16 protein-coding genes are annotated in these 17431 nt (G+C 37.4%); 8 read left to right on the top strand and 8 right to left on the bottom strand.

Annotated elements, in window-relative coordinates; genetic code table 11:
* The 4 genes from ACGHIN_RS14135 to nhaA form a co-directional block, all read left to right on the top strand.
* Nucleotides 1-711 (top strand): AMP-binding enzyme (locus ACGHIN_RS14135; protein WP_407936041.1); only part of this gene is annotated, 711 nt, incomplete at its 5' end.
* Nucleotides 712-914: 203 nt separating this feature from the next.
* Nucleotides 915-1280, top strand: a complete 366-nt coding sequence (locus tag ACGHIN_RS14130; RefSeq protein ID WP_390454781.1) for a hypothetical protein — start codon at nt 915-917, stop codon at nt 1278-1280.
* A 112-nt stretch (nt 1281-1392) separates the two neighbouring features.
* Nucleotides 1393-3597, top strand: coding sequence for a RelA/SpoT family protein (locus ACGHIN_RS14125; protein ID WP_390454778.1), 2205 nt, complete (start codon nt 1393-1395; stop codon nt 3595-3597).
* An 8-nt stretch (nt 3598-3605) separates the two neighbouring features.
* Complete coding sequence (gene nhaA, locus ACGHIN_RS14120) at nt 3606-4793, top strand: Na+/H+ antiporter NhaA (RefSeq protein WP_390454775.1); 1188 nt, start codon at nt 3606-3608, stop codon at nt 4791-4793.
* Here nhaA and ACGHIN_RS14115 read toward each other — a convergent pair.
* A complete protein-coding gene (locus ACGHIN_RS14115; protein ID WP_390454772.1) occupies nt 4790-5173 on the bottom strand; it encodes a hypothetical protein in 384 nt (127 codons plus the stop codon). The two genes, nhaA and ACGHIN_RS14115, sit on opposite strands and share 4 nt — an antisense overlap.
* 13 nt (nt 5174-5186) lie before the next feature.
* Nucleotides 5187-6182, bottom strand: a complete 996-nt coding sequence (locus tag ACGHIN_RS14110) for a YihY/virulence factor BrkB family protein (protein ID WP_390454769.1) — start codon at nt 6180-6182, stop codon at nt 5187-5189.
* An 89-nt stretch (nt 6183-6271) separates the two neighbouring features.
* Here ACGHIN_RS14110 and ACGHIN_RS14105 point away from each other — a divergent pair, with 89 nt between their 5' ends.
* On the top strand, nt 6272-6745 hold the full coding sequence (locus tag ACGHIN_RS14105; RefSeq protein WP_390454766.1) for a 23S rRNA (pseudouridine(1915)-N(3))-methyltransferase RlmH: 474 nt from the start codon (nt 6272-6274) through the stop codon (nt 6743-6745).
* Between the two features lie 70 nt (nt 6746-6815).
* Here the strand turns inward: ACGHIN_RS14105 and ACGHIN_RS14100 are convergent, their stop codons facing one another.
* From ACGHIN_RS14100 to secD, 5 genes are all read right to left on the bottom strand, one after another.
* A complete protein-coding gene (locus ACGHIN_RS14100; RefSeq protein ID WP_390454763.1) occupies nt 6816-7631 on the bottom strand; it encodes a tetratricopeptide repeat protein in 816 nt (271 codons plus the stop codon).
* The gene (locus ACGHIN_RS14095) at nt 7628-8194 is read right to left on the bottom strand and encodes a phosphatase PAP2 family protein (protein WP_390454760.1); all 567 of its coding nucleotides are present in this window, start codon (nt 8192-8194) and stop codon (nt 7628-7630) included. The genes ACGHIN_RS14100 and ACGHIN_RS14095 overlap by 4 nt, the downstream gene beginning before the upstream one ends.
* A 3-nt stretch (nt 8195-8197) precedes the next feature.
* Nucleotides 8198-8527, bottom strand: a complete 330-nt coding sequence (locus ACGHIN_RS14090) for a Sec-independent protein translocase subunit TatA/TatB (RefSeq protein ID WP_390454757.1) — start codon at nt 8525-8527, stop codon at nt 8198-8200.
* 293 nt (nt 8528-8820) lie between these two features.
* A complete protein-coding gene (locus tag ACGHIN_RS14085; protein ID WP_390454754.1) occupies nt 8821-10056 on the bottom strand; it encodes a TCR/Tet family MFS transporter in 1236 nt (411 codons plus the stop codon).
* Nucleotides 10057-10205: 149 nt separating this feature from the next.
* Nucleotides 10206-13118, bottom strand: coding sequence for a protein translocase subunit SecD (secD, locus tag ACGHIN_RS14080; RefSeq protein WP_390454752.1), 2913 nt, complete (start codon nt 13116-13118; stop codon nt 10206-10208).
* A 217-nt stretch (nt 13119-13335) separates the two neighbouring features.
* Between secD and ACGHIN_RS14075 the strand changes: the two genes are divergently transcribed.
* The 3 genes from ACGHIN_RS14075 to ACGHIN_RS14065 all read left to right on the top strand — a co-directional run bounded on the left by ACGHIN_RS14075 (nt 13336) and on the right by ACGHIN_RS14065 (nt 16608).
* Entirely contained in the window at nt 13336-14700 is a 1365-nt protein-coding gene (locus ACGHIN_RS14075; RefSeq protein ID WP_390454749.1) for a PQQ-dependent sugar dehydrogenase, read from the top strand.
* Between the two features lie 130 nt (nt 14701-14830).
* Complete coding sequence (locus tag ACGHIN_RS14070; protein ID WP_390454745.1) at nt 14831-16111, top strand: dicarboxylate/amino acid:cation symporter; 1281 nt, start codon at nt 14831-14833, stop codon at nt 16109-16111.
* Nucleotides 16112-16158: 47 nt separating this feature from the next.
* A complete protein-coding gene (locus ACGHIN_RS14065) occupies nt 16159-16608 on the top strand; it encodes a GNAT family N-acetyltransferase (RefSeq protein WP_390454742.1) in 450 nt (149 codons plus the stop codon).
* 3 nt (nt 16609-16611) lie between these two features.
* Here the strand turns inward: ACGHIN_RS14065 and ACGHIN_RS14060 are convergent.
* Nucleotides 16612-17431: diacylglycerol/lipid kinase family protein (locus ACGHIN_RS14060; RefSeq protein WP_390454739.1), on the bottom strand; the 820-nt coding region annotated here is incomplete at its 5' end.

Below are 17431 nucleotides of genomic sequence, written 5' to 3'. Positions count from 1 at the left end.
CAAACTGAAACGGGTGGAATCATGATTTCTCCTATTCCTTTCATTACTCCTACAAAGCCCACCTATGCCACCCTCCCTTTACCAGGAATCCAGCCTGTTTTGATGGATGATAAACGCAATGAAATTACAGGAAACCAGGTTACAGGAAATCTTTGTATCCGCTTTCCATGGCCGGGAATTGCCAGAACGATCTGGGGCGATCATCAGAGATACAAGGAAACCTATTTTACGGCTTTTCCCGGGAAATATTTCACAGGTGATGGCGCATTAAGAGACGAAGTTGGATATTACAGGATTACCGGCCGTGTGGATGATGTCATCATTGTTTCCGGACATAATTTAGGAACAGCTCCTATAGAAGACAGTATTAACGAACATCCGGCTGTTGCGGAATCCGCCATTGTAGGCTATCCTCATGATATTAAAGGAAATGCGCTCTATGGATTCGTTATTTTGAAAGAATCTGGAGAAGGCCGCGATAAAGAAAATTTAAAAAAAGAAATCAATCAATTGATCTCAGATCAGATCGGGCCTATTGCCAAGCTAGATAAGATCCAGTTTGTATCCGGACTTCCAAAAACACGTTCCGGAAAAATCATGCGGAGGATTTTGAGAAAGATTGCCGAAGGGGATTTCAGTAATTTCGGAGACATCACAACTCTTTTGAATCCTGAAATTGTCGAAGAAATCAAAAACGAAAGGATCGACTAAACTTATGAAACGGGCTTAGCCCGTTTTTTATTTAAAACAAAGCTTAAAAACAATAAAAATCAAACAATAGTTAATTATAGATAATTTCGAATATTTACAATTATGTTATAGATAAAATAATTAATCAGTAAATTTATTATATATTTTTCAAAACAAAAGAAAATAATGATTATCTTTAAGTACAAATTTTAAAAACTATTGCTATGTCAAATATATTAGCTGGATTATTTGCACAACACAGCGATTACAAAAAGCTTGAAGCGGATTTAGAAAGCTCCGGATTCAGAAATTCAGATTACATTGTGTATATCGATGACAGCCATCATAACTCCCAGTACCTGGCGAGTGTGTCCGTAACAGATCAAAGCCAGACAGAAAATGCCCGCGACATTTTTAACCAGAATGCAGCATTAAAAACGTATTTATTTGAGAATATGGGTATCGATCAGGCCCATTATCATAATATCAGAAAATTTATTGATGCGAGAAGTAAAGCTGAAATTCATGACAGTCCTGATGTAAGAATAAAAGCGTCAAGCAACGGAATTGATTCTGAGGTAAAATTCTAAACGTAAAACTAAATTCTAATAACCGAAATCCGTAGATGGCTCTACGGATTTTTTATGGTTTGAAAAATGGAAAAAATTTCGTATTTTCGTCTGATATAGGCTTTTTACACAAATGAGTTATAACTTAGAACAAGAAAATAAAGAAATACTTACAAGATATAAGGACCTGATTTCTAACACGTACAGAAGTCTTGATGAGGAGAATAATAAACTGATCCGAAAGGCATTTGATATTGCTTTGGATGCTCATAAAGACCAGAGAAGAAAAACAGGCGAGCCTTATATTTACCATCCTATTGCCGTTGCTAAAATTGTGGCGACGGAAATAGGTTTGGGGGCCACTTCTATTGCCTGTGCCTTATTGCATGATGTCATAGAAGATTCCGATTATACGTATGAAGATATCAAGAAGATTTTTGGAGAAAAAATAGCCAATATTGTAAACGGACTTACGAAGATCTCCATCATGAATCATCAGAACATTTCCGTACAGTCTGAAAATTACAGAAAACTGCTGTTAACATTATCTGAAGATTTCAGGGTCATCCTGATCAAAATTGCAGACCGGCTTCACAATATGCGTACGCTGGAAAGCATGGCTCCGGATAAACAGAAAAAAATTGCTTCCGAAACGGTTTATATCTATGCGCCGATGGCTCATCGCCTGGGGCTTTATAATATTAAATCTGAGCTTGAAGATTTATCTCTGAAGTATAACAATCCGGATGTTTACCATGAGATTACGGAAAAATTAGAGCTGGCTAAGGAAAACAGGGAAAGGTATATTGAAGAGTTTAAAAAGGAGGTTTCTGAAAGATTGAAGGAAGAAGGCTTGAACTTTACCATCAAAGGCCGTGCTAAAGCCATTTCTTCCATTTACAGGAAAATGCTGAAGCAGGGCGTTTCTTTTGAGGAAGTATTCGATAATTACGCCATCAGGATCATCTATAAATCGGATGCTAAAAATGAAAAATTCTTAGCCTGGAAAATCTACTCTATCGTTACGGATGTCTATCATAGTAATCCTTCCAGAATGCGTGACTGGATCACGCAGCCTCGTGCTACAGGATATGAAAGTCTGCATTTAACGGTTCTGGGACCGGATAAAAAATGGATTGAAGTTCAGATTCGTTCTGAGAGAATGGATGAAATTGCTGAAAAAGGTGTTGCCGCTCATTATAAATACAAAGAGGGATATAAACAAAGCTCCGAAGACCGGAATTTTGAAAAATGGGTTACGGAAATCCGTGAGGTCCTGGAACAACAGCAAAATTTATCTACCTCCGAGCTATTAGATAATATTAAGCTTAATTTATATTCCAAAGAAGTTTTTGTCTTTACTCCGAAAGGGGAAATTAAAATCCTGCCTACCAACGCCACTGCTCTGGATTTTGCCTTTTCCGTTCACTCAGACCTGGGAATGAAATGCTTAGGTGCAAAGATTAACGGAAAGCTGGTTCCGATCTCCTATGTCCTTCAGAACGGTGATCAGGTAGATATTCTTTCTTCCCAGAATCAGAAGCCGAAATCTGACTGGCTGGAATTCGTAGTGACTTCCAAAGCCAAATCGAAGATCAAAAGTTTCCTGAATTCACAGAAAAATCAATTGGTGGAAGAAGGAAAAGAGATTCTTCAGAGAAAGCTGCGACACGCCAAGATCAATTTTAATGATGAGGAAGTCAATAAGCTACAAAAGTTTTTCAATCTGAAAACTTCCCAAGATTTGTTCCTCAAATTCCAAAGTAATGAGCTGGATGCAAGCAGCCTTAGAAAGTATATAGAAAGTAAAAATGTCTTCAACAATTTACTTTCCAGGTTCAGAAAGTCTCCGACCAGAAACCAGGAGTTTGCAGAGCCGAAGGAAACCAATCTTGATATGATTGTCTTCGGAAAAGATGAGGAAAAGCTCAACTACAGCTATGCTAAATGTTGTACGGTAATTCCGGGAGATAAAATATTCGGTTTCATTACCATTTCAGATGGAATCAAAGTTCATAATGATAATTGCCCTAATGCAATCAATCTGAGAGCACAGTATGACTATCGTGTCATTCCTGCGAAATGGGTAAATGCCGAAAGCTTTAAAAACAGAGTAAAAATTGAGATCGAAGGGCTTGACAGAATGGGGATGATCAATGATATTACTGCGGTGATCAGTAATTCGATGGGGATGGATATGAAGAGTATGTCTATTGAATCCAACGACGGAATATTTACCGGAAATATTACCCTTGAGGTAAAAAATAAAGTCCAGCTCGAAGAATCATTTAAGAAACTTAAAACTATTAACGGCGTCTCAAGAGTAAGACGATTATAATTTAAAGAATGAATTTAACCCTTTACTTTAAAAAATTTTTCAAAAGTAATCAATCATCGGGAATACTGCTTATTTTTTGCGTATTGGTATCACTGCTCATTGCCAATTCCAGTTTTTCCGAGAGCTTCCAGGAGTTTTTGGATAAGGAAGTCGGGGTACATCTTTTTCATCTTACCTATCCGGTGAGCATATGGATCAATGATGGCTTGATGGCTATTTTTTTCCTTTTGGTGGGGCTAGAGATTAAGCGTGAACTCGTAGAGGGGGAACTTTCGTCTTTCAAAAATGCTTCACTCCCCATCGTTGCGGCAATAGGCGGAATGCTTGTTCCTGCTGCTATTTTCAGTATTTTCAATATTGGAACACAATATAGCAGCGGCTGGGGAATTCCTATGGCTACGGATATAGCCTTTTCGTTGGCTATTGTTTCCATGCTGGGAAATAGAGTCCCAAATTCCATTAAAATTTTTCTGGCAGCCTTAGCCATCGTAGATGATCTGGGAGCCATTCTGGTAATTGCCATTTTTTATACGGAACAGATACATTGGACTTATCTTTTCTTATCTGTCGGCGTTTCCGTCCTGTTATTCCTTTTGAATTTCCTAAAAGTCACCCGAATTATTTTTTATATCATTCCCGGCTTATTTTTATGGTATTTCCTTCATCATTCGGGAATTCATGCCACTATTGCAGGGGTTATACTGGCTTTTTCCATTCCAACGAATGTATCTGATGTGGAAATTTCCCCTTTAGAAAAGCTGGAACATCAATTGCACTTCCCTGTAAGCTTTCTGATCATGCCGATTTTTGCTTTGGTGAATACCAATATTACTTTCAGTAATGAAATGCTAGGAGGATTAACCAATACTTTAGGTATTGGGATTATAGGCGGACTGGTTATCGGAAAACTGCTTGGAATCAATTTATTCTCGTTGATTGCCATTAAATCTAAACTCAGCTCTCTTCCTCATGGAAGTTCGTGGGCTCAAATGGTGGGAGTCGGTTTTTTGGCCGGTATAGGATTTACCATGTCTATTTTTATTGCCCTGCTTTCTTTTAAGGATGAAATTCCGATTCAGGATGAAGCTAAATTTGCCATTTTGGTTGCCTCTTTTTTATCTGCTGTTCTGGGGTTTATCATTTTAAAGATAAGCTCTACAAAAGATGTAGAAGAGAACGAAGAAGAATATGCTTAGTTTTTGACAACGCTCCAACTTCCTTTCATATTACCTTTTATCCACGTTCCGGATTTAGATTCTAAACTTCCATAAACTATAAATCCTGAAGCAGATCCCGTATTGGTATAAATAGCTCCGCTTCCTCCTCCGAGTAAAGAAATGTAGAATGTTTCCTGAAAGCTTCCGGAGGTTCTGATCACTTCTATAGAGCCGCTTTTATTTACATTCATCGTTAAGGTTCCGTTTTCATCTCCTGTATAGCTTCCCTGCCATTTTCCCATATAGGGGGTGGTATAGTTCTCCTCTTCCCTGTCACGATCAATTTCGTCAATAATATGGCTACATGAAGTAAGGCCAATAAGTAAAACAAATGCTAAGTACTTAAATGGTTTGATCATTTTATAATTATTGTTAAAGTTTTCTATTATGCTCCTCATCAACATCCAAATTAGGTTCGGTAATTTCAGCGTGGTAATGGGAAGCTTCTTTTTTAAGCTCATCAGACAGCAACTTTTCAATTCTCAGCTTTCTTATCGCCATATTCAGCTCACTGCCGAATAGCAATAAATATACGTTTACATTCACCCAAACCATCAGCAGAATCATACTTCCAATGGATCCGTATAAAACATTATACCTTGCAATATCCTTCACATAGATAGCAAAAATATACGTAGTAAGGACAAACAAAACCGTAGTCAGAATAGCTCCCGGTACTGCCTGCCTGAATCTGGTAATTCTCACGGTTCCCAACCAGTAAAATAAAGCTAATAAAATAAAATAAAACACCGGAAAAGAAACAAATCCGATAATTTTAGATAAGTTGTTGACCAGCCAGGAAATATCATACGCAGGGGTAAAGAGCTTCATCACGACTTCCACATAATACACCCCGAAAAGGGCTAAAAACACGATGCTGATAAATCCAATGGTTATAAAAAACGAAAGAATAAATTCTTTGACGTCACTTAGTTTTTCATCCGTATTTTCATTGAAACCATTAATAAGTGAAAATGTTCCGTTGGTTGCGAACACCAAAGCCAAGATGATTGTCAGATTACTGATTCCTTTCATATTCGGGACAATACTTTTTTCAATATAATCCCGCACATCGGTTTCCATGTTCGAAGGAAAAACATTATGAATTAATACCTCGAAAATATAAAACTGCAGTTTATCATAATGAGGCATATAGGGCAATACAGATAATAAGAAAAGCAAAAACGGAAACAAACTGATGGTAAAACTCCACGAAATTGCCGCTGCTTTCCTACCAATCTGGCCCTTAAAGATCCCAGAAATATAGATCTGGAACATCTGCCAAAGCGATATTCCCAAAACAGGAATATGTATATCATCAAAGAAATCCTGAATTTTCAGGATAAATTTCGGAACTTTTATACCCATCTACTGATCTATAGGAGTTAAAAAACATGATGAAAATATGAAAAAAATCTAATTTATGAATATCTTTGAGCTCTTTTTATTGAAAACAAATGCGAATCAGCTTACTTTGTATCGGCAAAACAGACGATAAAGAGATTACATCTCTCATTAATTATTACCTTAATCGTTTGCCAAAGCACTGGAATTTTGAAATCACCGAAATTCCGGACGTCAAAAATGCAAAGAATTTTTCTCCGGATCTTCTTAAAAAGGAAGAATCCAAACTATTCATGAATCACATCGATAAGAATGATCTTGTCGTGATCCTGGATGAGAAGGGAAAACAATTCACCAGTAGAGAATTCTCACAGAAAATAGACGCATGGATGAATTCTTCCGTAAAAAAAGTCCACCTACTAATCGGAGGGGCATATGGATTTTCCGAAGAGATCTACAGCAGAGCTAACGAAAAAATGTCGTTATCAAAAATGACGTTCACTCATCAGATGATCAGACTATTTATTGTGGAGCAACTGTATCGCGCAGATCAGATCTTACAAGGAAAGCCGTATCATAATGATTAATATCCATAATAATTCCGGGGGCTCGGCAAGTAATGCCGCGCCCCCCGCAATATTATGTTTGTCCCCACCATTATTTTTTTACAGGACACTTCGTATAATATTCTGCTAACAAAGCTTTCTCATACCCTAAGCTTACCGCTTTATCCAAACTGGTACAAGCTTCTTTCGGTTTTTGAGTATCAAATAAAATCATCGCTTTAGTCACATAGGATTGTGCGAATTTAGCATCAATCGAAATTGCCTTATTAATATCTGTAAGTGCTTCCTTAGGTTTTTTCATTTTCAGATAAAGATCTGCTCTTCCGTTGTATAATAAAGACTCTGGCTTTTCAGAGATAAGCTGATTATAATCTTTTAAAGCACCTTCCAGATCGCCATTGTTCTTTTTCAGATTGGCCAAACCTGTTCTTGCGAATAAATTTTCCGGTGCGAAGCTTAAAATCTGGTTGAATTCTTTAGCGGCCAGATCTTTTTTACCCTGACTGTCATAAATTTTAGCACGGGTCAAATACATATCTACATTTTCAGGCTCTATCTGCAATCCCTTATCAATATATTCCAATGCTTTTGCTTTTCTTCCTCTCTGGCTGTGCAGAGAAGCTAAATTAGCATAAACAGAAGCTGACATGGGATTGGATTTCAATGCTGAGTCATAAGACTTAAAAGCTAATTCAGTTTTCCCTAATCTCCGTTGAGAGGTTCCTAAATTGTTGTAATATTCAGACTGGAATTTTTGAATCTGCTCTTTATCTGCTAATTTGGCATACTGCTCTTCAGCACATTTGTAATCTGCCTTTTTGAAACATTCTTCGGCAGTTTTGGCGGTCTGTGCATAAAAATGTAATGAAGTAAAAGCAAATGTTACAAGTAATAAATGTTTTTTCATGAGAATATCTTTTGTTTATTGATGACTTTTTTGGCGAGTGTGGCAAACAACCCTCCCAATAAAAATCCAACAAACGCCCCCATCAAAATATCTATCGGGAAATGCACACCTAAATATATCCGGCTGTAGGAAACCACTACTGCCCATACAAATATAACATAAGGAAACCAATTAAGTTTATTTTTGAGCAAAATACTTAAATAAGCTGCCAAAAAAAATGTATTAGATGCATGGGCGGAATAAAACCCGAAAGATCCGCCGCATTTTACAATTCGCATATGACCGGCCAATTCAGGATCGTGACAAGGTCTTAGTCTCGCGACTCCGTATTTAAAAACACCAGCAAGCTGATCTGAAATGGTGACTCCGATGGCTATGAAAAGAAGAATATAGATCAAAGATCTTAATTGATAGTTTTTGTAAAGAAAATAAAGAAATATGATGTATAAAGGAATCCACAGCCAGGTACTTGAAATCAGCAACCAAAACTGATCAAAAGCTGTATCTCCCAAATTATTGAGAAATAGAAAGACTTTTTTATCCTCCTGAATAATTTCCTCCATGAATTATCGGCTTACAGGTCCTTCATAAGTTTCATCTTCCGATGGCTTCGGTTTTATAGGCTCAGAAGACGGTTCTGTAAGGATATCTTTTTCAATATCTTTCATAGGATTAAAATCTTTTGCGGCATCTTTCACCTTCTCTATTTCACGTTTGATCTCGGAAACAGGATTATCTGTTTCTTTCATGATCTCTGTTTTAATATCTTCCACAGCACCACGCATTTTCCTTACACCTGCCCCTAAGTCACGTGCTATCTGGGGAAGTTTATCCGGGCCGAATAATACAACGATTGCCACGGCAATCAATGCCATTTCTCCAAAGCTTAATTCCATGCTGTAAAATTACGAAAGATTAAACATATATAATACAGCTGTATTATACGATATTTCAATTTTAAATAAATTTTAAGATTTATGGCCAAAAAACTCCGGGAGTTTTGCTTTGTTTACACATTGTTTTAATACAAAATATATTGAAAGTTCACTAATAATTAATTCTATCATAAGAGAATTATATTTGATTTTTGCATAATTTTAAAACGAATTAAATCCTTTTAACCCATAAACATTCTTTCCAGATTATATTAAGGAACCGGGGAAGCAATATATTGCTTCCCCGGTTTATGTTATTCAAGACTCTCTTTTTTACCCTCTTTTTTCTTAAAATTTATATATGTGACAACAACACTTATTGCCATTAATATAAACGCCAGAAAGAACGGTGCTCCCGAGAATTCAAACGGTGCTTCATCGTGAGTAAAGTAATAGAACAAGTTAGTCATCATAGGTGGTCCTATAATAGACGTGGCACTCATTAAGCTCGTTAAAGCGCCTTGCAATTCTCCTTGTTCATTAGAAGGAACACTCTTTGTGATGACAGACTGTAAAGCGGGTCCGCAGATTCCTCCTAAGCAATATGGGATAAGAAAAGCAAACATCATCCAGCCTTTGGTGGCAAATGCAAATAATAGCATTCCAATCGCATACAAAGCAAGTCCGTAATAAATACTCTTCTGCTCTCCCAGTCTTGGAGTTGTCCATCGTATTAAACCTCCCTGAACAACACCTACCAACAAACCAACTACCCCTAGAGAAATACCTACCATTTTCTCATCCCAACTGAATTTATACATAGTGAAAAAACTCCAGTTGCTCTGTACCGCATGTCCTGCAATATAAATTAAAATAAGGGCTACAATAAGACCCGAAATTTCAGGGTGTTTTCCCAAGAATTTGAACGAGCCGACAGGATTTGCCCGTTTCCAGTTGAATTCTCTCCTTTTGTTTTTATCTAAACTTTCAGGAAGTATGAAATATCCGTACAGGAAATTCAGCAGACACAAACCTGCGGCTGCATAAAAAGGAACCCTGGAACCGTAATGTCCTAAAAGCCCTCCCAAAACAGGACCGATAATGAATCCCAGTCCGAAAGCGGCCCCAATTAAACCAAAATTTTTAGCTCTGTCTTCATCAGTAGAAATATCAGCGATGTAGGCACTGGCTGTAGTAACGCTCGCGCCTGTAATTCCTGCAATAATTCTTCCTGCAAACAGCCACCATATGGTTGGAGAAAGCGCAAGAAAAATATAGTCTACGGCAAATCCAAACAAAGAAATAAGAATAATAGGTCTCCTTCCATATTTATCGCTTAGATTTCCCACTACCGGAGAAAATACGAATTGGGTGAAAGCATAGGCAAATCCAAGCCAGCCTCCATATTTTGCGGCTTCACTGATATCACTGTGAATTAATTCTTCGATCAGTTTAGGAACAACGGGAATGATGATTCCCCACCCTGTAATATCAATTAATAAAGTGATAAATATAAAGCCGATAGCCGCCTTTTTCTTTGAATTTTCCATAGTTGTGCAAAATTAATGAAATCTGAAAAATAATTGTTCTAAATAGCAACACATTAGAAAAATATATCCTCTTTCATTCTGAACTAAATAAATACTCAACAAAAAAGCCTTTCATTTTTTGAAAGGCTTTTACTTATTGTAGTTGATTCTTATTTTGAAGCAAGGGCTTCTTTATTGCTGGTAGATTTACCATGTACTTCCTCTTCTTTGCCTTTCTTAAGGAAGTCATAAGCAATTGCCGAAGCGATGAAAATAGATGAATACGTACCGAATCCGATACCGATCAGCATCGCAAACATAAATCCTCTTAGGTTGTCTCCACCGAAAATGAAGATCGCCAAAATAACAAGGATGGTAGTGAATGATGTGTTGAACGTTCTACCCAATGTACTTGAGATGGAATCATCAAATAATCCGGCTAGTGTAATAGATTTCTTCTCTCTCAAATATTCCCTAATCCTGTCGAAGATAATTACCGTATCGTTGATTGAGTATCCTAATACAGTAAGGATCGCAGCAATGAAATCCTGGTTGATCTCCATATTAAACGGCATATATTTGTGAAGCAATGAATACGCTCCTAAAACAATAACCGCATCGTGGAATAATGCTGCAACAGCACCAAGAGAGAACTGCCATTTTCTAAATCTCACCAAGATATAGATGAAGATAATTCCTAATGCTCCCACTACAGCAAATACACCGTGAGTTTTGATATCATCCGCAACAGTTGGTCCTACTTTTTCAGAAGAAATGATTCCTGCATGGTCTTTATCAGCTGCTTTAAAATCCTTCAAGGTCATTCCGGCAGGCAAGTTTGATTTTAATCCTTCATATAGTTTCTGCTCAATCGTCTGATCAGCTTTTAACGATTCATCCTCGATAAGGTAATCGGTAGAGATCTTCAACTGCTTGTTGTTTCCAAAAGTTTTAGCTTCTACAGATGAATTTTTACCGTCTTCTGTTTTGAATAGCTTTACTAAATTTTCTTCAACATCATTCGCATTGACTTCTTTATCAAATCTTACCACATAGTTTCTACCTCCTGTGAAGTCGATACCATATTTAAATCCGTGAGTAAAGATAGATCCGATACAGATGGCTGTTAAAATAGCAGAAATGATATAAGCATATTTTCTTTTTCCGATGAAATCGATCCATGTATTTCTGAATAAGTTCTTCGTTGGAGGCGTCCAAACAGAAAGACCTTTCCCTTTGTTCAATCTGCTGAAGATCATTACTCTTGAAAGTAATACAGACGTAAATAAAGTCATCGCAATACCAATCATTAAGGTCAATGCGAAACCTTTGATGGGTCCTGTTCCGAAGAAGAACAATACTACTGCCGTAAGGAAAGTGGTACTGTGACCATCAATAATTGCATTTAAAGCATGCTTAAAACCATCTTTATAGGCTTCCAGGATACCTTTTCCTGCAAATAATTCTTCTTTGGTTCTTTCATAGATGATAACGTTCGTATCTACGGCAACTGCCATCGTAAGAACTATACCAGCGATACCAGGAAGCGTAAGGGTGAAATCCCCTGAATCCATGATACCGAAAATATAGAATAAGTTGATAATCATTGCAATTACTGCATAAACTCCCGCACCACCGTAATAGAAAATGATATATACGATAATGATCAGGAATGCAATAATGAATGACATGAAACCTGCATCAATAGACTCCTGTCCTAAAGACGGACCTACCTGAGTAGCCTGAACTACTTTAGCACCTGCAGGAAGTTTACCCGCTCCAAGAACGTCTACCAATTCCTTAGCTTCGTCCTGAGAGAAATTTCCTGAGATCTGAGTTCTTCCGTTAGGAATAGCGTTTACAACATTTGGTGCCGTATATACTCTGTTATCAAGCGTTACCGCTACAGGTTTTCCAACGTTTTTCTCTGTTAACGTTTTCCATTCTTTCGCCCCTTTAGAGTCCATCTGCATGTCTACCACTACTCTTCCCAGCTCATCATAGCTGATATTCGCAGTTTCAACAGCACCGTCTACCGGAGCTTTTTGGTTAATGTTCCCTCTTACAGCGTACAATACCAGACTTTCAGCATCTGAAGCTTCCGGCTTGTACCCCCACATGAATTGGGTATATTTAATGTTTGCAGGACGTAAAGACTGAGCTACTTTGCTGTTTAATATTTTGTTAACAACAGCAGTATCAGATAATTTTACGCTTCCTACAGAACTTGGATTAGCAGATTTTCCACCCTGCATAAGGTTCATGAAGTTGACATTTTTAGCAACTCCCATTGAATCTCCTTTTACAGCTACCATAGTTGTTAACGTCTGGAAATAAGGTGCAACTTCAGGAATTTGCTGTACTTCCCAGAATTGAAGCTTAGCAGAAGTCTGAAGCATTTTCTTTACCTTGTCGATGTCCTTCATTCCTGGCATTTCCACAGAAATTCTTGCGGTTCCCGGAACTCTCTGAACATTCGGCTGAATAGCTCCCAGCTTGTCAATCCTTGTCCTGATTACCTCAAAAGCAGTACCTACAGAAAGATCAATTCTTCTTTTAACGATGCTTTTTACCTGCTCGTCAGTAGTGTTATATTTGATCTCAGTAAGGTTGGTATTTCCGAAAATTTCCGGATCTGCAAGTTTTAGATTGGTTCCTTTTGCTTTATTTACAGCATCAAACTGATCGAAGAAATTATCAATATAAGATCTTGTAGAATTCTTCTGAACTTCATCGGTTTTGTTTAAAGCTTCAATAAGAACAGGGTTGGTAGAATAATTGGTTAAATCATTCACCAAATCTCTCTGATTGATTTCCAAAAGAACATTGATCCCGCCTTTAAGGTCAAGACCAAGCTTCATTTCTTTGTCTTTAGCTTTCGTGTAATAAAGTTTTGTGAACCCCAGGTTCAGAGTATCTTTAGAAAGCCTTGCAATTTCTTTCTGATACTTCTCCGGATTGTCTCCTGCTACAGCAGTCGCCTGCTTTTCAATTTTGCTGGCGTACCAGGTCGGTAATAGCTCATTTAAGCAAATTAACCCTAATACAATAGCAACAATTGTAATAAGTCCTTTTCCTTGCATTTTGTTATAACTACGTTAAATTAAGTCGGCAAATATAATGATTTCTTTCTATTTTATGAATTTTTTAACACCAGAAATCGTTTATTTTCAGGTATATCGGTTTTTTATCATTCATTTCATATTTTTCAATTTTCATCATATATTTTTATCATTTTATCAACCTTGGGTTGGTACGAAATTTTCATTGATCAAACAACACCCTAATTATCACATTATTATGAAAAAACTACTTTTTACCGCAGGTATTTTTTCTTCCTTAATCCTTAATACTCAAAGCATTATTTTGGAAGATTTTGCGAGTGGACTTACCAGTCCAGTAGAAATTACCAACGCTAACGACAATCGTCTGTTTGTTGTACAACAAAATGGAATTATTAAAATTATCCAACCGAACGGAAGCATTAATCCGACTAATTTCCTGAATATAAGCGCTAAGATTGTTTATGGTGGAGAAAGAGGACTTCTGGGATTGGCTTTTCATCCTCAATATGCTACCAATGGTTATTTTTTCGTCTATTATAACAATACAGCCGGAAATATTATTGTAGCCAGGTACTCAGTGAGCGCTACCGATCCTAATGTAGCTGATCCTGCCTCTGAAAAAATTTTACTGAACATTCCAAAACCTTTTACCAATCACAACGGAGGAAGCATTCATTTTGCTCCGGATGGCAATTTATGGGTTATTACCGGGGATGGTGGTGATGCCGGTGACCCAAACAACAATGCTCAAAACAAAAATTCCTTATTGGGAAAAATGTTACGCATTGACGTTAATTCAACCGCTGCCTATAATATTCCTGCAGGCAATCCTTTTGTAGGAGTGGATGGCGCAGATGAAATATGGGCATATGGATTAAGAAATGCCTGGAAATTCTCATTTGATCTCACTACCGGAAATGCCTTAATTGCCGATGTTGGACAAAACGAGATTGAAGAAATCAACAGAATGCCTTTAACACAAGCAGGAATCAACTACGGATGGCGCTGCTATGAAGGGAATGATCCTTACAACACAACAGGATGTGCAAGCTCAACGACAATGACCTTTCCTGTTGCCGTCTATGATCATACCGGCGGAAAATGTTCTATAACCGGAGGCTACGTATACAGAGGAATGCTTTATCCCGCTTTACAAGGAAAATATTTCTTTGCCGATTATTGTTCCACCCAAATTGGAATGTTGAATGCTGATAATTCCATCACCTGGACTACAGCATTTTCAGGGAATAACTTTTCAACTTTCGGCGAAGATTATCAGAAAGAGCTGTATGTGGCAGCATTGAATAGTGGAAAAATCTTCAAAGTAAAAACCAACTCCACCCTGGGTACTCTGGAAAACGGTCTTAAGCCGTTCAGAATATACCCTAATCCTGCCTCTGAAATGATTTTTATTGACGGCTTTACCGATACTAATACAAAAGTGGATCTTATAGGTACAGACGGAAGAATGGTGATGGAAGATGCAAAGATCAATGAAGATAACAGCCTCAATATTTCCTGGATTCCCGCCGGAGTTTATTATATTATTGTCAAATCCGGAGATTTGAAATCTTATAGTCAGAAACTGATTATTGAGTAAGATGAATATTTTGGGTTTGGGGGGGGGGGGGGGGGGGCGCCGCCCCCCCCCCCAAAACTTTTCCTCCTCTCCTCGCCTGTTTTCTAAGTAATTTTCTTATTTTTCATCCTCTAAAACTTAATAATTTCCTTTGAAAGCAAAAAAATTCTACCAGCAACTCTATTTCCAGGTAATCATAGCCATAATTGCAGGAATCTTATTAGGCAGATTCTATCCTGAATTAGGAGAAAAAATGAAACCATTGGGTGATGGTTTTATCAAACTGGTAAAAATGATTATTGCACCGGTAATTTTCATCACACTTACGTTGGGAATTGCTCATATGACAGATCTTAAAAAAGTGGGAAGAATTGCGATAAAGGCAATGATATACTTTTTTACTTTTTCTACCTTGGCTTTGATTATCGGTTTAGTGGTTGGAAACATCCTTCAACCCGGAGCAGGATTGAATATTGATCCCGCTACGCTTTCCGGAGATGTATCTCAATATCAGCAAAAAGCGCATGAATCTACACTTACCGGATTCATTATGAATATCATCCCTGAGACTTTATTCAGTCCATTAGTTGGCGAAAATATTCTGCAAGTGTTGCTTGTTGCTATTTTGATGGGTGTTGCGCTGGTATTAACAAAAGAAAAAAGTCATAAGGTTACGGAGTTTTTACAGGATCTTTCTACGCCGGTCTTTAAAATCGTCCATATGCTAATGAAGCTGGCTCCTATTGGTGCTTTTGGAGCTATGGCTTTCACGATCGGGAAATATGGGCTTCATTCCGTTTTAAATCTGATATTTCTGGTCGGGACTTTTTATATCACTTCAATCTTGTTTATCGTTCTGATTTTAGGAGCTGTAGCATGGTATAACGGTTTCAATATCTTTAAACTGATGTATTATCTTAAAGAAGAGCTACTTTTGGTTTTAGGAACAAGTTCCTCAGAATCTGCTCTTCCCGGAATCATGGAAAAACTGGAAAAGGCAGGATGTTCCAGGGCTATTGTTGGGTTGGTGGTTCCCACTGGTTATTCTTTCAATTTGGATGGAACCAATATTTATATGACGCTAGCTTCGCTATTCATTGCTCAGGCTTTAAACATCCATCTCCCGATTGAAAAGCAGATCATGCTTCTTCTTGTGGCCATGATCAGCTCTAAAGGGGCGGCCGGAGTTACCGGAGCCGGATTTGTAACTTTAGCTGCAACATTAGCAGTTGTTCCTGAAATTCCGCTTGCAGGGATGACCTTAATTTTAGGGATTGATAAATTTATGAGCGAATGCAGAGCCCTTACCAATGTTATTGGCAATTCCGTAGCAACTGTGGTAGTGGCTAACTGGGAGAAGCAATTGGATAAACAGCAACTATATTACTGTCTGGATCATCCGAATGAAATTGAAAAGAAATTGGAAGTTTAAGTTATCACCGAACCATATTAAATTAAAACAATTTATATTAAAAGCATATGACCGATATTACTTTATACAAAGGCAAATTTTGCCTTTCCACAGATAAAACAAAACTCGATATAGATTCCATTCATCAGTTTTTGTCAACAAAAGCATATTGGGCTTTAAATATTCCTAAAGATAAGGTACAAACTTCTATTCAAAATTCTCTATGCTTTGGGGTTTATATCGATGAAAAGCAAATAGGCTTTGCAAAAATTATCTCTGATTTTTCTACGATTGCTTATTTGGGGGATGTTTATATTCTGGAAGAATATAGAGGAATCGGACTTTCCAAATGGTTAATCGAAACGATTATGGCTCATCCCGATCTGCAGGGGTTACGAAGATGGATTTTACTTACCGGCGATGCTCACGGACTTTACCGCCAGTTTGGCTGGACCGATATTGCAGAGCCATCTAAATGGATGGAGCTTTACAACAAAAATATTTACTCCCAATCATAATTGTTAAACCAGAATATTAAGGCTGGAAGGTTGTACCTTGACGTGAATAGGAGATTTTATTTTGTTGAATTCTCCGTCAAGGTGCCAGTTTTTGGTATTCACTTTAAATTCAATTTCAGAAACGGAAAGATAAGTGACATAATCATCATCTTTCAATTTTTTGGTAAACATCCTGTATGCAAAAAGTGGAGAATACGTCAAAGGAAACTTTTTCACCAGTACAACATCTACTTTCCCGTCACTCTTGCTTGCTTTAGGCGCAATATAAGCATTGTTACCAAACTGGCGTGTGTTGGCAATATTAAGCATTAAGTATTTGCCATTATACTTCTGATATGCTTCATCAAAAAATTTTACTTTAATAGGCTTATACTTGAAAAAAGTTTTGAGAGAAACTTTAATATAATTTTTGAAACCCCTGTCAGTTTTTTCAAATTCTTTAACCACTTTTCCATCAAAACCTGTCCCGGAAACATTAATAGAAAGTCTGCCATTCACAGTAAACGTATCTATTTTTCTGAAATTCCCAATCTTAATTTTAGCCAATAGCTCATCCAGATTTTTGCTGAATTGGGTCTCATTGGAAAATCCGTTCCCGGAACCAGCCGGAAAAATCCCTAACACTTTGTTGGTATTGATCAAATTTCTGGCTACGGTGGAAATAGTTCCATCACCTCCAATAGCCACAAAAACCTCTGCTTTATCAAAGTTTTCTTGAATAAATGCATCAGTTCCCTCAATAGAATCAGAAATATAATATTGTGGACTATTACCTTTTTTCTTAAGCTCATTAAGAAAAGGCTGATAATTCTTTTTTGATGAA

The organism is Chryseobacterium barbadense (genome assembly GCF_042849955.1).
Taxonomy (GTDB): domain Bacteria; phylum Bacteroidota; class Bacteroidia; order Flavobacteriales; family Weeksellaceae; genus Chryseobacterium.
Note: the sequence above shows the minus strand (reverse complement) of the source record. Positions and strands in the feature narration are given on the sequence as shown.